Annotated in this window: 14 protein-coding genes; 7 read left to right on the top strand and 7 right to left on the bottom strand. The window is 64.5% G+C overall.

What is annotated here, in order from left to right; translation table 11 throughout:
* Window positions 1–18 precede the first annotated feature (18 nt).
* Complete coding sequence (locus tag PAF18_RS02170; protein WP_271117007.1) at window positions 19–1,098, top strand: BMP family ABC transporter substrate-binding protein; 1,080 nt, start codon at window positions 19–21, stop codon at window positions 1,096–1,098.
* Between the two features lie 72 nt (window positions 1,099–1,170).
* Here PAF18_RS02170 and betI read toward each other — a convergent pair whose 3' ends face one another.
* Entirely contained in the window at window positions 1,171–1,749 is a 579-nt protein-coding gene (gene betI, locus PAF18_RS02165) for a transcriptional regulator BetI (protein ID WP_271117006.1), read from the bottom strand.
* A gap of 81 nt (window positions 1,750–1,830) precedes the next feature.
* Between betI and choX the strand changes: the two genes are divergently transcribed.
* The 3 genes from choX to choV are packed head-to-tail and all read left to right on the top strand — an operon-like array spanning window position 1,831 to window position 4,626.
* The gene (gene choX / locus PAF18_RS02160) at window positions 1,831–2,775 is read left to right on the top strand and encodes a choline ABC transporter substrate-binding protein (RefSeq protein WP_271117005.1); all 945 of its coding nucleotides are present in this window, start codon (window positions 1,831–1,833) and stop codon (window positions 2,773–2,775) included.
* Window positions 2,776–2,782: 7 nt separating this feature from the next.
* Complete coding sequence (choW, locus tag PAF18_RS02155; protein ID WP_271117004.1) at window positions 2,783–3,631, top strand: choline ABC transporter permease subunit; 849 nt, start codon at window positions 2,783–2,785, stop codon at window positions 3,629–3,631.
* Window positions 3,628–4,626: a choline ABC transporter ATP-binding protein gene (choV, locus tag PAF18_RS02150; RefSeq protein ID WP_271117003.1), complete on the top strand. Its 999-nt coding sequence runs from the start codon at window positions 3,628–3,630 to the stop codon at window positions 4,624–4,626. The genes choW and choV overlap by 4 nt, the downstream gene beginning before the upstream one ends.
* A gap of 4 nt (window positions 4,627–4,630) precedes the next feature.
* Here choV and PAF18_RS02145 read toward each other — a convergent pair whose 3' ends face one another.
* Window positions 4,631–5,527 carry a DMT family transporter gene (locus PAF18_RS02145; RefSeq protein WP_271117002.1) on the bottom strand — a complete coding sequence of 299 codons (897 nt, stop codon included), beginning with the start codon at window positions 5,525–5,527 and terminating at the stop codon, window positions 4,631–4,633.
* A 3-nt stretch (window positions 5,528–5,530) separates the two neighbouring features.
* Window positions 5,531–6,127, bottom strand: a complete 597-nt coding sequence (locus tag PAF18_RS02140) for a LysE/ArgO family amino acid transporter (RefSeq protein ID WP_271117001.1) — start codon at window positions 6,125–6,127, stop codon at window positions 5,531–5,533.
* Window positions 6,128–6,213: 86 nt separating this feature from the next.
* Between PAF18_RS02140 and PAF18_RS02135 the strand changes: the two genes are divergently transcribed.
* Window positions 6,214–7,092 (top strand): LysR family transcriptional regulator ArgP, encoded by an 879-nt coding sequence (locus PAF18_RS02135; RefSeq protein ID WP_271118033.1) that lies wholly within the window; start codon window positions 6,214–6,216, stop codon window positions 7,090–7,092.
* Here the strand turns inward: PAF18_RS02135 and PAF18_RS02130 are convergent, their stop codons facing one another.
* Window positions 7,093–7,836, bottom strand: a complete 744-nt coding sequence (locus tag PAF18_RS02130; RefSeq protein ID WP_271117000.1) for a YebC/PmpR family DNA-binding transcriptional regulator — start codon at window positions 7,834–7,836, stop codon at window positions 7,093–7,095.
* 154 nt (window positions 7,837–7,990) lie between these two features.
* Here PAF18_RS02130 and PAF18_RS02125 point away from each other — a divergent pair, with 154 nt between their 5' ends.
* Window positions 7,991–9,775: an SLC13 family permease gene (locus PAF18_RS02125; RefSeq protein WP_271116999.1), complete on the top strand. Its 1,785-nt coding sequence runs from the start codon at window positions 7,991–7,993 to the stop codon at window positions 9,773–9,775.
* 21 nt (window positions 9,776–9,796) lie between these two features.
* Here PAF18_RS02125 and PAF18_RS02120 read toward each other — a convergent pair whose 3' ends face one another.
* From PAF18_RS02120 to PAF18_RS02110, 3 genes are all read right to left on the bottom strand, one after another.
* A complete protein-coding gene (locus PAF18_RS02120) occupies window positions 9,797–10,171 on the bottom strand; it encodes a hypothetical protein (protein WP_271116998.1) in 375 nt (124 codons plus the stop codon).
* Window positions 10,172–10,182: 11 nt separating this feature from the next.
* Complete coding sequence (locus PAF18_RS02115; RefSeq protein WP_271116997.1) at window positions 10,183–11,961, bottom strand: SLC13 family permease; 1,779 nt, start codon at window positions 11,959–11,961, stop codon at window positions 10,183–10,185.
* A gap of 96 nt (window positions 11,962–12,057) precedes the next feature.
* Window positions 12,058–12,879, bottom strand: a complete 822-nt coding sequence (locus PAF18_RS02110; RefSeq protein WP_271116996.1) for a TIGR00282 family metallophosphoesterase — start codon at window positions 12,877–12,879, stop codon at window positions 12,058–12,060.
* A gap of 161 nt (window positions 12,880–13,040) precedes the next feature.
* On the opposite strand from PAF18_RS02110, the gene PAF18_RS02105 reads away from it, so the two are divergent.
* Entirely contained in the window at window positions 13,041–14,357 is a 1,317-nt protein-coding gene (locus PAF18_RS02105) for a methyl-accepting chemotaxis protein (protein WP_271116995.1), read from the top strand.
* Window positions 14,358–14,469 lie beyond the last annotated feature (112 nt).

Here is a 14,469-nt window from a genome sequence, read left to right as displayed (position 1 = left end):
ACCAACAGGAGACTTCACATGCTGCGCAGAACCTTTCTTGCCACCACCGTCGCGCTCACCGCGCTTGCCGCCGCACCGGCATTTGCCCAGGATGACGAGCCGCTGAAGGTCGGCTTTATCTATGTCGGCCCGGTCGGCGATGGCGGCTGGACCTATCAGCACGATCAAGGCCGCCTTGCTCTGGAAGAGGAATATGGCGACCGGATCGAGACCACCTATATCGAAAGCGTCCCGGAAGGTGCCGATGCCGAGCGCGCCATCACACAGCTTGCCCTCGCCGGAAATGACATCATCTTCACCACCAGCTTCGGCTTCATGGATGCGACCATCGCCGTCGCCGAGAAGTTCCCCGACATCAAGTTCGAGCACGCCACCGGCTATAAGCGCGCCGAGAACGTCGCCACCTATGACGCGCGCTTCTATGAAGGCCGGGCGGTGATGGGGACCATTGCCGGGATGATGACCGAATCGAACACCATCGGCTATATCGGGTCATTCCCGATCCCCGAGGTGATTCAGGGCATCAACTCCAGCTTCATCCACGCCCGCAAGGTGAACCCCGATGTCGAAATGAAGGTGGTCTGGGCCTATAGCTGGTTCGATCCCGCCAAAGAGGCCGACGCCGCCGCGGCGCTTCTGGCCGAGGGCGTGGACGTGATCCTTCAACATACCGATTCGACCGCTCCGCTTGCCAAGGCGCAAGAGGCGGGGGCCATCGGCTTTGGCCAGGCCAGCGATATGTCCGCCTTCAAGCCCTCGCCGCGGGTGTCTTCGATCATCGACAACTGGGCGCCCTATTATATCGAGCGGGTCGGCCAGGTGATGGACGGCACCTGGGAATCGAAAGGCACCTGGGCGGGGATTGCCGGCGGCGAGGTCGAGATCGGCGAGATCACCGAGGCCGTTCCGGACGAGGTCCGCGAGGCGGCTCTGGCCATGAAGGACAGTATCGCCTCGGGCGAATACCATCCGTTCACCGGGCCGCTGAACAAGGCCGATGGCAGCGAATGGCTGGCCGAGGGTGAGACCGCGAGTGACGAAGAGCTGTCGCAGATGAATTTCTACGTCGAAGGCATCGACGCGGAAATTCCGCAGTAATCCGGACCAGACAAGCAAAGCCGGGGCGCTTCCCAGCCCCGGCTTTTTCATGCGCAAGCGTCGCAGGCCGCTTCAGATTTCAGCGGCGTCCAGCACTGAAAGAAGATGGCGACGCGGCAGTTCCAGAAGATCGCGCGGCGCCAGATCGGACAGCGCCTGCCTGAGATAAACGCCGTCGATCAGCGCGCCCAACGTCTCTGCTTCCGCTTGCGCCTGCGCGCCGATCAGCGGTCGCAGATCCGCCAGCAGATTCGAGCGGAGCCGCCGGTGATAGACCCTCAGCAGCCGGGCCGCCGGGCCGCCCTGTTGCGCGAGAACATAGAAATTCAGCCATGCGGCAACGGTGGCGCTGTCGAAATGCTCGGGCCCGAGGCTCGCATCCAAAAGCGCCAGCAGCCGCGCGCGCGGGCCCTCCGCCTTCTTCCTCGCCTCGCGCACCGCCTGTGCATAGCGGCGCAGAACCTCGCGCATGGCCGACAGGAACATCTGGTCTTTCGACCCAAAATAGTGATGGGCGAGCGCCGGGGACATGCCCGCCTCGCGGGCGATATCCGCGACGGTCACATCAAGCGTGCCGGATCGCGCAATCGTTTCGATTGCGGCGTTGATTAATTCGGTCTTTCGGGTAGTCTGCCGGGCACGCCTACGCATCCGCGCACCTCGCGGTCGGTTTGCACCTTCCTAACCCGGCTTGATTGACTGGTCAATCAATAAAATTTTCGAGGAGATAACATGACCCGTTTCGCCGCCCTGACCCTCAGCGCCGCCTTCGCCCTGCCGCTCGCCCTTCCGGCTGCCGCGCAGGAACCCGATTCCTGTCAGCAGGTCTCTTTTTCCGATGTGGGCTGGACCGACATCACCGCCACCACCGCGGTCGCCACGACGATTCTCGACGCGCTCGGCTATGAAACCGAAACCAAGGTCTTGTCCCTGCCGGTGACCTTCACCGCGCTTTCCACCGACGATGTGGACGTGTTCCTCGGGCTGTGGATGCCGACGATGGAGGCGGATATCGCCCCCTACCGCGAATCAGAGACGGTGGACATCGTGCGGACCAACCTCACCGGCGCGAAATACACCCTCGCCACCAACGCCGCCGGGGCCGAGCTGGGGATCACCGATTTCGCCAGCATCGCAGAGCATCAGAACGCGCTCGACGGTAAAATCTACGGGATCGAGCCAGGCAATGACGGCAACCGACTGCTGATCGAGATGGTGGCCGAGGACGAATTCGGGCTCGGCACCTTCGAAATCGTGGAATCCTCGGAACAGGGTATGCTGGCACAGGTCTCACGCGAGACGAAGGCGGGCAACCCGGTCGTGTTCCTCGGCTGGGAGCCGCATCCGATGAACAGCGAATACGAGCTGACCTATCTCGAGGGCGGCGACGATATTTTCGGGCCGAATCTGGGTGGCGCCGAGGTGCGGACCACCACCCGCGCGGGATTCGTCGAGGAATGCGCGAATCTCGGTCAGTTCCTCAACAATCTCGAATTCACCCTCGGGATGGAGAACGAGATCATGGGAGCGATCCTCAACGATGGTGCGCAGCCGCGCGATGCGGCGATGGAATGGCTGAAGGCCAATCCCGATGCGGCAACTATCTGGCTGGACGGCGTGACCGCACAGGATGGGCGCGATGCCGTCGAGGTGCTGACGGCGGCTCTGGAAGGCTGATCCGGACTTGGAACGGCTGACCGAGCTTGTCACCGGGCGCAAGATTCCCATCGGCGACGGCGCCGAATGGGTCTTCGACTGGCTGACCACCCATGCGGGCGCGTTCTTCAACGCGCTCGCCACGGCAATGCAGGCAATGATCGACGCGATCCTGTTCGTGCTGACGGCGCCGCATCCTTTTGCCGTGATCGCGGTGTTCATGGCTCTGGCCTATGCGCTGCAACGCCGGGTGCTGATCTCGGTCGGGATCGGGGCGGGGTTCCTGTTCATTCTCAATCAGGGCTATTGGGAAGAAACCATGCAATCCCTGACACTGGTCCTGGCCGCCTGCGTGGTCTGCATGGGGCTCGGCGTGCCCGCTGGCATCGCGCTGGCCCACCGGCCCCGGCTTTACGCCTGGGTCAGGCCATTGCTGGATCTGATGCAGACCCTGCCCACCTTCGTCTATCTGATCCCGGCCATCGTGTTTTTCGGAATCGGCATGGTGCCCGGCCTGATCGCGACGGTGATTTTCGTGCTGCCCGCCCCGATCCGCTTGACCCAGCTTGGCATCTCTTCGACCCCGGCGGCGCTGCGCGAGGCTGCGGTCGCCTTTGGCGCCACGCCGCGCCAGCTTCTCTGGAAGGTCGAGATGCCCAGCGCCCTGCCCCAGATCATGACCGGGCTGAACCAGACCATCATGCTGTCCCTGTCGATGGTGGTGATCGCGGCGCTCGTCGGCGCCTCGGGGCTTGGCGTGCCGGTGGTCCGGGCGCTGAACAGCGTGAACACCGCGCTCGGCTTCGAATCGGGACTGGTAATCGTGGTGGTGGCGATCATGCTGGACCGGCTGCTGCGCTTCCGGAGGAAATCGTGAACGCCATAGAATTCGAAAATTGCTCGGTAATCTTCGGCGACCGACCCGCACGCGCGCTGGAACTGGCCGATGACGCAAGAGACCGCGCCGAGATCGAGGCGGAAACCGGCCATGTGCTTGGCGTGCATGACGCGACGCTCTCGGTCGATGAGGGCGAGATCGTCGTGCTGATGGGGCTGTCCGGGTCGGGAAAGTCCACCCTGCTGCGCGCGGTGAACGGGCTGAACCCGGTGGCGCGCGGCGATGTCCGGGTGCGGATGGGCGATGCGATGGTGTCCGTCCCGCAGGCCTCGCGCAACACATTGCGCAAGCTGCGGCTGAACCATGTCTCGATGGTGTTCCAGCAATTCGGCCTGCTGCCCTGGCGCAGCGTGGCGCATAATGTCGGGCTGGGAATGGAGCTGGCCGGCACCGCGCGGGCCGAGCGCGAGCGCCGTGTTTCGGCTCAGCTTGTCAATGTGGGGCTGGACGGCTGGGCCGACCGCCCGGTCGGAGAGCTGTCCGGCGGCATGCAGCAGCGCGTCGGGCTGGCCCGCGCCTTTGCCACCGAGGCACCGATCCTGCTCATGGACGAGCCCTTCAGCGCGCTCGACCCGCTGATCCGCACGCGGCTTCAGGATGAGCTGCTGGCGCTGCAGCGCCAGACTGGCCGTAGCATTCTCTTTGTCAGCCACGACCTCGACGAGGCGTTCAAGCTCGGCAACCGCATCGCGCTGATGGAGGGCGGGCGGATCGTGCAGACCGGCACCGCGCGAGAGATCATCGCCAGCCCGGCCAGTGATTATGTCGCGGATTTCGTCGCGCATATGAACCCGCTGGATGTGCTGACCGCCGGCGACCTGGCGACGGACGGCACGGCAGAGGGCAGCGCCCTGCCCGCCGACCTGCCGTTGAAGCAGGTGCTCGCGGCGCTTGCGGACAGCGCGGCGCGGCCGGTCTCTGGGGGCGGGGTGGTCCAACGCGCGGATGTGCTGAGACGGCTTTCCGGGTCCTGAGGGATCAGTGGTGACCGTCGGGCAGATGATGCGTTCTGCTCCGCAGCCGCGCCTCGCGCCAGGTGATATAGCTGATCGCCGCAATCATCATGGCGCCACCAAGGATCACCATCGGGTCCAGAGGCTCGGCGAACAGCACCACGCCGACGACGCTTGCCCAGATCAGCTGCAGAAAGGTAACCGGCTGCGTCACCGCCATCGGCGCCACGGCAAAGGCCCGGGTCATCGTGTAATGACCCGCAGTCGCAAAGACGGCGACGAGTGCCAGCCCGCCGATCTGCGCCAGGCTCGGCGGGACCCAGACGGCAATGGCCACCGGCGCGAGCATGACGGCAACCGTCACCGACATCATGACGACCACCAGCTCGGCCGAGACGCCCTGCGCCAGCCGCCGCGCCACCAGATAGGATGATCCCAGCGCCACGGCGGCAGAAACCTGGGCAAGATGGCCGAGTTCAAGCGCCCGCATTCCCGGGCGCAGCACCACGAGCGCGCCGACCAGCGCGGCGGCAATGGCCAGCCCGCGCCGCCACGAGATCCTCTCGCCCAGCAAAAGCGCCGCGCCAAGCGTGGCGACGATGGGGTTGAGAAAGCCGATCGCTGTGACCTCCGCAATCGGGATCCGCGTCATGGCGAAGAACCACAGCACCACGCCGATCGTGTGCAGCGCGCCGCGCAGCACAAAGAGCTTGTAGAGCGGTCGCGGGATGCTGGTCCGCAGGATGCGTGGCAGCAGCGGCGACAGCAGGATCAGTCCGAAGAGAAAGCGGAGAAATGCCGACTGCGCCGGAGGCAGTCCCTGACCGAAATATTTGACGAGGACATTGACCCCGACGAACAGGACCCCGGTCAGCACCATCCAGCCGACCCCGATCAGGTCGCTCCGCTGTTCGTCGTCCACGCATCATCCCCATATCAGCCTTAAGGCGATAGACCACATCACCGAGGCGATTGCCAGATCAAGGACTTGCCAGGCACGCGGCCTCGCGAAGATAGGCCCGAGCAATCTTGCACCATAGCCAAGCGCGAAAAAGAACAGGATCGAGCCGGTGATCGCGCCCGCGGCAAAGCTCTGCTTGTCGGTGAAATCCGCCGAGATCGCACCGAGCAGAACCACCGTGTCCAGATAGACATGCGGATTGGCCCAGGTGATCGCGGCGACGGTCGCCATGGTGGGCCAGAAGCGCTGCGCCGCGCCGGCCGCCCGCAGCGCGTCGCCGCCGCGCCAGGCCGAAAGCAGCGCCCGCGCGCCATAGACCAACAGGAATGCCGCCCCGCCCCAGCGCATCACCTCGTTGAACCACGGCGCCAGCCGGGTCAGCCGGGCCGCACCATAGACGCCGAGCGTGACAAGGATCGCATCCGAAACCGCGCAGAACAGGCAGACCGCGAAGACATGGCTGCGCAGCAGACCCTGGCGCAGCACAAAGGCGTTCTGCGCACCGATGGCCACGATCAGCGACAGCCCTGTACCCATTCCGGCGAAATAAGTGTTCAGCATCGTTTTGCTCCGTCTTGCCGCGCTGTCTTGCCATCACGCCGCGAATAACGGAAATTGATTATCTCGATATGGGATTAGTATTGCTTATGATCGACTATCCTGCCCTTGCCGCACTGGCCGAAGTCACGCGGCGCGGTTCCTTCGAGGCCGCCGCCCACGCGCTCGGCATCACCCAGCCGGCGGTGTCGCAGCGTATCAAGACGCTCGAGGCAAGGGTCGGTCAGGTTCTGCTGGATCGCGGACCTCCGATCACTCCGACTTCCGCGGGGCAGCGGCTGGTGGCGCATCTCGATCAGGTGCGACTGCTGGAAACCGGGCTTGGTGACGGCATTGGCGGGGCCAGCAAGCAGGCGGTTCTGCGCATCGCCGTCAATGCGGACAGCCTGGCGACATGGGCCGTCGCAGCACTGCCCGAGGCGCCGGGCCTGCTCGATCTGGTGATCGACGATCAGGATCATGCCGAAACCTGGCTGCGCTCCGGTCAGGTGAGCGCGGCCATCACCGCGCAGCGCGGCCCGGTCGCCGGCTGCGACAGCCATGGGCTGGGCGCGATGGATTATATCGCCGTTGCCACGCCAGAGTTTTTCGCACGGCATTTCAGAGAGGGTGTCACGCCCGACACGCTGCGGCGCGCACCGGCGATCACGTTCAACAGCAAGGATGGATTGCAGGATTTATGGGTTCGGCGGCATATCGGCGGCAGGATCGCGCTGCCGACCCATCTGATACCGAGTTCCGAGGCCTTCGCACAGGCGGCGAGATTGGGCATGGGCTGGGGAATGAACCCCGAAACCCTCATCCGCGACGATCTGCGCGCCGGGCGGCTGATCCCGCTTCTGCCAGATGCGGCGCTGCCTGTCGCGCTTTACTGGCAGGTGGCGCGGATCATGGCGCCGTCGCTGTCCCCGCTGACCCAGGCGATCCGGCGAAAGGCGGCGGCGGCGCTGCGGCCGCTGCCGCGCTGATCAGAGCTGCGCGGCGATCTCGTCCGAGAGGTCGAAATTGCCGGTGACGTTCTGCACGTCGTCATCGTCTTCCAGCGTCTCAATCAGCTTCATCAGCTTCTGCGCGGTCTCCATGTCGGTGACCTCGGTCGGCGCCTGCGGCTTCCAGATCAGCTTGGCGGTCTCGGATTCGCCCAGTGCTGCTTCAAGTGCGGTCGAGACATCATTCAGATCGGTGTCGGCGCAATAGATCCAGTGGCCTTCCTCGTCGGATTCGACATCATCGGCCCCGGCCTCGATCGCGGCCATCATCACCGTGTCGGCATCGCCTGCCTCGGCGGAATACTTGATCTCACCCACCCGGTCGAACATGAAGCTGACGCTGCCGCTCTGGCCCAGATCGCCGCCATTCTTGCTGAAGGTCGAGCGCACATTGGAGGCGGTGCGGTTGCGGTTGTCGGTCATCGCCTCGACGATGATGGCGACGCCGTTCGGGCCATAGCCTTCGTAGCGGATTTCATCGTAATTCTCGGCGTCGCCGCCCTGGGATTTCTTGATGGCGCGGTCGATCACATCCTTGGGGACCGAGTTCGACTTGGCCTCTTTCACCGCCAGCCGCAGCCGCGGGTTCTTTTCGGGATCGGGATCGCCCATCTTCGCGGCGACGGTGATTTCCTTCGCCAGCTTGGAAAACAGTTTCGAGCGGATGGCGTCCTGGCGACCCTTGCGGTGCTGGATATTCGCCCATTTTGAATGGCCTGCCATGATCGGTCGTCCTTCGAGGTCAGCAATAATCGGGTATCGCGCGCTTGTAATCCAGCAAGGGTGCGGATCGCAAGAGAGCCGGGCGCAGCGATGGGTTTTACCATTGCCGGGCCAATCGGTAAGCTGAGCGCGGCAACGAGGGGGCAACCGCGCCATGACCTTCCCGCAGATCACGCTGTTCTCGATTTTCGGCGCCGTCATGGTGCTGATGTTTATCGGCAAGTGGCGTCATGACCTCGTCGCCTTTGCCGGGCTGATGGCCGGGGTGATTCTGGGCGTCGTGCCCGGAGATCAGGCCTTCAGCGGCTTCGGGCACCCGGCCACGATGGTCGTCGCGCTGATCCTGATCGCCACGGCGGGGCTGATGCGGTCGGGCGCGGTGGCGGCTCTGACCCGGCTGGTTGTGGCCGAGAACCGCCCGGTCAGCCTGCATATCGCGATCATGTCGGGGATTGGCGGGTTCCTGTCGGGCTTCATGAACAATATCGCCGCGCTGGCAATCCTGATGCCCATCGACATGCAGGTGGCGCGGCGCGCCGGACGGGCGGTCGGACTGACGCTGATGCCGCTTGCCTTTGCAACCATTCTCGGCGGCATGCTGACGCTGATCGGCACGCCACCCAATCTGATCGTGTCGGGCTTCCGCCAGGACGTGCTGGGCGAGCCTTATCGCATGTTCCAGTTCATGCCCGTCGGCGGCGCGGTGGCCCTGGCCGGGATCGCCTTCATCGCGCTGATCGGCTGGCGCCTGATCCCCCTGCGCGCCGATGCCAGCGCCGAGAGCAGCCAGCGGCTGCGTCATCGCCGCTATCAGGTCGAGCTGGTCGTCACGGAGGAAAGCAGCCTCGCGGGGCACAGCCTTGCCGAGCTGGAAGAGGCCGCCGCCAAGGTCGAGATCCGGATCACCGGGCTGAGCCAGCATCATCACGCGGTCGAACTCGACGACAAGACGACCCTGCTCGCCGCCGGTGACGTCATCACCATGCGCGCCCCGGCCGAGGTGCTGGACGAATTCCGCTCGGGCCAGAAACTCGCCTATCCCGACGGCCGGTCCGAGGCGCGCGCCCGTCCGCGCCGGGACGAGCATGAGACGCTGGTCGAATGTCTCGTGCCGGTCGGCGCCAGCATCGTTGGCAAGACCGTGCAAAGCGTCGGGCTCATAAACCGTCACGACACCGTTTTGATGGGGCTGCGTCGGCGCGGGCGGATCATCTCGGCAAGCCTGCGCAACGCGCCGATCGAGGCCGGGGATCTGATGCTGCTGCTTGTCCCGGACAGCCAGCTGGAGATCGTGACCGACACGCTCGGCGTGCTGCCGCTTGAGGGCGGCGGGCGCATGGTGATGCGCGAATGGCAGATGGCGCTGACGCTCGGGCTGTTTATCGGTGCCGTGCTTCTGACCAGTCTCGGGCTGGTAACGATGCCCATCGCGCTCGGCTGCGTCGTGGTCGCCTATGTGCTGTTCGGGGTGCTGTCGATCAACGAGATCTACGACCATATCGACTGGTCGGTGGTCGTGCTTCTGGGGTCGATGATCCCGCTCGGGCTGGCTCTGGACGAAACCGGGGGAACGGCGCTGATCGCGGGCGGGCTGGCAAGCCTCACCGCCGGCTTTCCGGCCTGGGTGGCGCTGGCGCTCTTGATGATCACCACGATGTTCATGTCGGATATCCTGAACAATAACGCCACCACGATCATCGCCGCCCCGGTCGGGATCCGTCTGGCCGAACAGCTCGGCGTGAACCCGGACGCCTTCCTGATGGGCGTTGCCGTGTCCGCCGCCTGCGCTTTCCTGACGCCCATCGGGCATCAGAACAACACGCTCATCATGGGGCCGGGCGATTACCGCTTCGGAGATTACTGGCGGATGGGGCTGCCGCTCGAAATCATCGTGATGCTCGTCTCGGTGCCGATGCTGCTGATCGTCTGGCCGCTGTGATCGGGGTCGCCGGGGGGATACTCAGTCGGCGTCGACCTCGGCATCGCTGTTCAGACGCGCCGGCCAGTCCCGCGATTCCGGCGTCTTGATCGCCGTCACGCGCCCATCCGCCGTGGTGATCGCCACATCGGCGTAAGGCTCGGTGATGCGGTTGCCGAAATAGGAATCCCGCGCGCCGCGCAGGTCATAGCTTGCCGCCACCGGGCAGTCGGGCAGCGCGCCAGACATTCGCTGCGACACGTTCTCGACATGGCATTGCACGCCATTCGAGAAAGTCACCGAGAGCCGGTCATTGAGCAGACGCACATCGTCCGGCACGGCCCGCGCATTCGGGATTGCGCAGCCCGTCAGGGCGGCGGCGGCCAGAGCAGCCGTCAGGATCGATTTCAGAGCCATGAGCGTTCCTCCTACAGGGGCCAGAAGATGGGGATGGTCAGCGAAGCCGTCAACGCCATGAGCAAATTGAGCGGCAGGCCGACACGGATGAAGTCGGTGAACCGATAGCCGCCCGGGCCATAGACCAGCGTGTTGGTCTGATAGCCGATGGGGGTGGCGAAACTGGCCGAAGCGCCCATCATCACCGCGATGATGAGCGGTCGCGGATCGACACCCAACGACCCTGCCAGGCTGATCGCCACCGGGGTGACGATCACCGCCACCGCGTTATTGGTGACCGTCTCGGTCAGTGCCATCGCCAGCAGATACACGGCAAGCACGAGCGCCCAGCTCGGCAGGCTCGACAGAAGCGGCGCGACCCAGGACACGATCAGCTCGACCGCGCCAGAACTGTCCAGCCCCACCCCGACGGCGAGCATGGCAAAGATCAGCGCCAGAAGCCGCCCGTCGACAAAGCTCAGCGCCTCATCGGCATCGATGCAGCGCGTGCCGAGAACGACGGCCACGCCGATGAACGCCAGCAGCAGGATCGGTGCGATTTCCAGCGCCGAGAGGATCACCACCCCGGCCAGCACCGCCACCACGATCGGAGCGTGCTTGCGGCGGAAAGCGCGATCCGACGGGGCGGTGACCTCGACCATCTCCATATCCGAGGACAGGCGCTGAATATCGGCGGGCGCACCCTCTAGCAGCAGCGTGTCTCCGACACGCACCACCAGATCATCGAGCTGCCGGCCGATATTCTGGTTCTTGCGATGTGCGGCCAGCACATAGACGCCATATCGGCGCCGGAGCCGCATAGAGCCCAGCGAACGCCCGACCATGTGACAGCCTGGCGTGATCAGCACCTCGACGGTCGAGGTCTGGACCGAGCTCAGCTTGTCGACCATGCGCAGATCCTTGTTGCCCTGCAGGCCCAGAACCTCTGACATGGGCGTGCGCAACACCACCCGATCGCCGGCTTCCAGCGTCACCGCGGCCAGGTCGCGGCGCAGCGAGGCGTCTCCGCGCAGCACGTCGATGACGCGGGCGTTCTCTCGGGTGAAGATGTCGATCTCTTCAAGCTTGCGCCCGACCAGCGTGCTGCCCTCGGGGATGGCGACCTCGGTGAAGAATTTCATCTTTGAGCGGGTCGAGACCAGCGACGACATCGAGCTGCGCTCGGGCAGCAGGCGCGGGGCCACGAAAAGCAGATAGCACAGCCCGACAATGGCCATCGCCAGGCCGACCGGGGTGATCTCGAAAATCCCGAAAGCGGGCTGTCCCGCCTGCCGTGCCACACCGTCGACCAGCAGGTTGGTCGAGGTGCCGATCATGGTTACCGTCCCGCCGAGGATCGACAGATAGGACAGCGGCATGAGCAGCTTCGACGGCGCCTGTTCCAGCTCGCGTGCGAGCTGGATGAAGATCGGCATCATCACCACGACGAGCGGTGTGTTGTTCACGAAAGCCGACATTGCCAGCACCGTCGCAGACAGCCCGGCCAGGGTCAGGAAGGGCCGGCTTTTCGCGTGGCGCGCGGCGTGCTGACCGATCCAGTCAAGCGCGCCGGTGCGCACCAGCCCGCCGACGATGATGAACATGAAAGCGATGGTCCAGGGTGCCGGATTGGCGAGGATATCCGCCATCCGGTCCGTTGGCAGGATTCCCAGCGCCAGCAGGACGGTCGCGCCGAGGATCGCCGTCACCTCTGGGGGGTAGGTCTCACGAACGAAAAGCGTCAGCATTCCGACGATGATGAAGATCGTGGAAATGGCAGAGGCGGTTTCGGAGAGTTCGAAGCCGAACATTCAGTCCTCAAGCTCGCAACCGGCAGCGCCGGCCAATCGGCGCATCATTGGCCGATCCGCCCAGCCTGTGCAAGGGACCGCGAGGCTTACGAAGGATCAGGCGGGCAGGCTGTGTTGCAGCCGCCCGCCCAGCCGAACCGGCCAGATCTCGCGGGCAAGCCCCGTGCGGTCGTCTGTCTCGACCAGCACACCGCTCAGCGTGACATCGCCCATGGCGGGGCTGAAGCGTTCACGGTTCATGCCGGTGACGAAGCGGCGCAGCGGTTCGGACTTGTCCATGCCGATGACGCTGTCGTAATCGCCGCACATCCCGGCATCGGTCAGATACCCGGTCCCGCGCGACATTATCTGCGCGTCTCCGGTGGGCACATGGGTATGCGTTCCGACGACGAGGCTGGCCCGCCCGTCGCAGAAATGGCCGGCGGCCATTTTTTCCGAGGTGGCTTCGGCGTGAAAATCGACCAGCACCGCCTGCACCCCGGCCATCGGACCCATCGCATGCGCGCGCAGCACTGTATCCAGCGCCGAAAAAGGGTCGTCATAGGCGCGTTTCATGAACACATTCCCAAGCACCTGCGCGACCAGCACCTTGCGTCCGCGCGACGCCTCGAACACGCCGGCGCCGCGCCCCGGCGCATCCTTGGCGAAGTTCAGCGGACGAAGCACGCGCGGCTCTTTCTCGATGAAACCCAGCATGTCACGCTGATCGAAAGCGTGGTCGCCCAGCGTCACAACATCCGCCCCCGCCTCCAGGAAAAGCTGTGCGTGACCCCCGGTCAGCCCCATCCCGCCCGAGGCGTTCTCGCCATTGACCACGCAGAAATCCGCGCGCAGATCGGCCTTCAGCCCCGCCAGCCGCTCGGCGACCGCAGCACGTCCGGCCCGGCCCATCACATCGCCCAGAAACAGAATCCGCATCGCTATTCCCCTGTCACGGCCTTCTCTTAGCCACCAGCGCCGCGCAAAGTCCATGCCGCGAGACGCGGCCCGGCGCAGCTCTCGGAGAAAACAGCGCATCTCAAACAGTTCTTAATCATTTGCGCCTATCCCTCGGATCAGGATGAGCAACGAGGACGGCGATGACCGAATCGAAGAAGATCGACGACCATGACCGCGTCAAGGCGCTGAGCCTTGCGCAAGCCATGATCGAATTCACCCCTGACGGCACGATTGTCGATGCCAATGACAATTTCCTGCAACTCATGGGCTATCGCCGTGACGAAATCATCGGCAAGCACCACCGGAAATTCGCGACGCCCGATTTCGCGACCAGTCTGGAATATGCCGATTTCTGGCGGCAGCTTGGCTCGGGAGCGGCTTTTACCGGCGAATTCGAGCGGGTGACGCGCGGCGGGCAAACCGTCTGGATCAACGGCAGCTATGTGCCACTGGTCGACCAGGACGGGAAAGTGACGGCAGTTCTCAAGATGGCCAATGACATCACCGAGAAAAAGGCCGCGGTCGCCAGCATCATCGACGGGTTGCGCAGGCTTGCGGATGGAAAGCTGAACCATAGGCTCGAGGGCGAGATGCCAACCGAGTTCCGCGAGGTTCGCGACAGCTTCAACCGCACGGTCGAGAATTTCTCGATCATGGTGAACGACATCCGCGAACGCGCCGCGCTGATCCACAAGGAAACCTCGCAGATCGCACAGGGCGCCGACGATCTGGCCCGTCGCGGCGAAAGCCAGGCTGCCTCGCTGGAACAGACCGCGGCCGCGGTCGAACAGATCTCGGGCAACACCTCGATGACCAGCAACGCGGCGCAGGATATGAACAACGCTGCCCAGGATGCCGAGAAGGTGGTCAAGCGCGGCAATGACGTCGTCGCCGACGCGGTCGCCGCCATCGAACGCATCGAGCAGCACACCAAAAGCATGGGCGAATTCACCAGCGTGATCGAGAATTTCGCCTTCCAGACAAACCTGCTCTCGATCAACGCCGCCGTCGAAGCGGCCCGCGCGGGAGAGGTCGGGCGCGGCTTTGCCGTTGTCGCGCAAGAGGTTCGCAATCTCGCCCAGCAATCGGGCAAGGCTTCGCAAAGCATCGCCGAGCTGATCGGCAAGAGCGAAGCCGAAGTGCAGTCCGGTGCCAATCTGGTCCGTGAAACCGGCAGCGCGCTGACCGATATCCAGAACGCCGTGCGTGGCGTGGTCGACAATATCGCCGGCATCGCCCACGCCACTGCCGAACAGTCTACCGGCGTGCAAGAGGTCTCGTCTGCGCTCTCGCATCTGGACAGCGTGAACCAGGCGAACCTGTCCATGTCGGAAAGCTATGCTTCGGCGGCGACATCGCTCTCGGCACAGGTGAATGACCTGACCCGGCTGCTCGAGAAATTCGAGACAAGCCCGACTGCCACGGGGCTTTCTGCCGCCATCCGCAACGTGGCCTGAGTCACTCTCGCGGCCTCGCTGCTTCGCAGTCTAGACAGGCCCGCCGCGCATAAAATTGCGGCGGGTCTTCGGTTGATGTCGTTTCGAAGCTGCCGCTTCCGCTGGCCCCTCG

The organism is Paracoccus sediminicola (genome assembly GCF_027912835.1).
In the GTDB taxonomy this organism is placed as follows: domain Bacteria; phylum Pseudomonadota; class Alphaproteobacteria; order Rhodobacterales; family Rhodobacteraceae; genus Paracoccus; species Paracoccus sediminicola.
Note: the sequence above shows the minus strand (reverse complement) of the source record. Positions and strands in the feature narration are given on the sequence as shown.

What these genes read in the sequence shown, in the direction of transcription:
- PAF18_RS02170 (WP_271117007.1), top strand. Translation starts at nt 19, where the DNA reads ATGCTGCGCAGAACCTTTCTTGCCACCACCGTCGCGCTCACCGCGCTT.
- betI (WP_271117006.1), bottom strand. Translation starts at nt 1,749, where the DNA reads ATGCGTAGGCGTGCCCGGCAGACTACCCGAAAGACCGAATTAATCAAC.
- choX (WP_271117005.1), top strand. Translation starts at nt 1,831, where the DNA reads ATGACCCGTTTCGCCGCCCTGACCCTCAGCGCCGCCTTCGCCCTGCCG.
- PAF18_RS02140 (WP_271117001.1), bottom strand. Translation starts at nt 6,127, where the DNA reads ATGCTGAACACTTATTTCGCCGGAATGGGTACAGGGCTGTCGCTGATC.
- PAF18_RS02135 (WP_271118033.1), top strand. Translation starts at nt 6,214, where the DNA reads ATGATCGACTATCCTGCCCTTGCCGCACTGGCCGAAGTCACGCGGCGC.
- PAF18_RS02130 (WP_271117000.1), bottom strand. Translation starts at nt 7,836, where the DNA reads ATGGCAGGCCATTCAAAATGGGCGAATATCCAGCACCGCAAGGGTCGC.
- PAF18_RS02125 (WP_271116999.1), top strand. Translation starts at nt 7,991, where the DNA reads ATGACCTTCCCGCAGATCACGCTGTTCTCGATTTTCGGCGCCGTCATG.
- PAF18_RS02120 (WP_271116998.1), bottom strand. Translation starts at nt 10,171, where the DNA reads ATGGCTCTGAAATCGATCCTGACGGCTGCTCTGGCCGCCGCCGCCCTG.
- PAF18_RS02115 (WP_271116997.1), bottom strand. Translation starts at nt 11,961, where the DNA reads ATGTTCGGCTTCGAACTCTCCGAAACCGCCTCTGCCATTTCCACGATC.
- PAF18_RS02110 (WP_271116996.1), bottom strand. Translation starts at nt 12,879, where the DNA reads ATGCGGATTCTGTTTCTGGGCGATGTGATGGGCCGGGCCGGACGTGCT.
- PAF18_RS02105 (WP_271116995.1), top strand. Translation starts at nt 13,041, where the DNA reads ATGACCGAATCGAAGAAGATCGACGACCATGACCGCGTCAAGGCGCTG.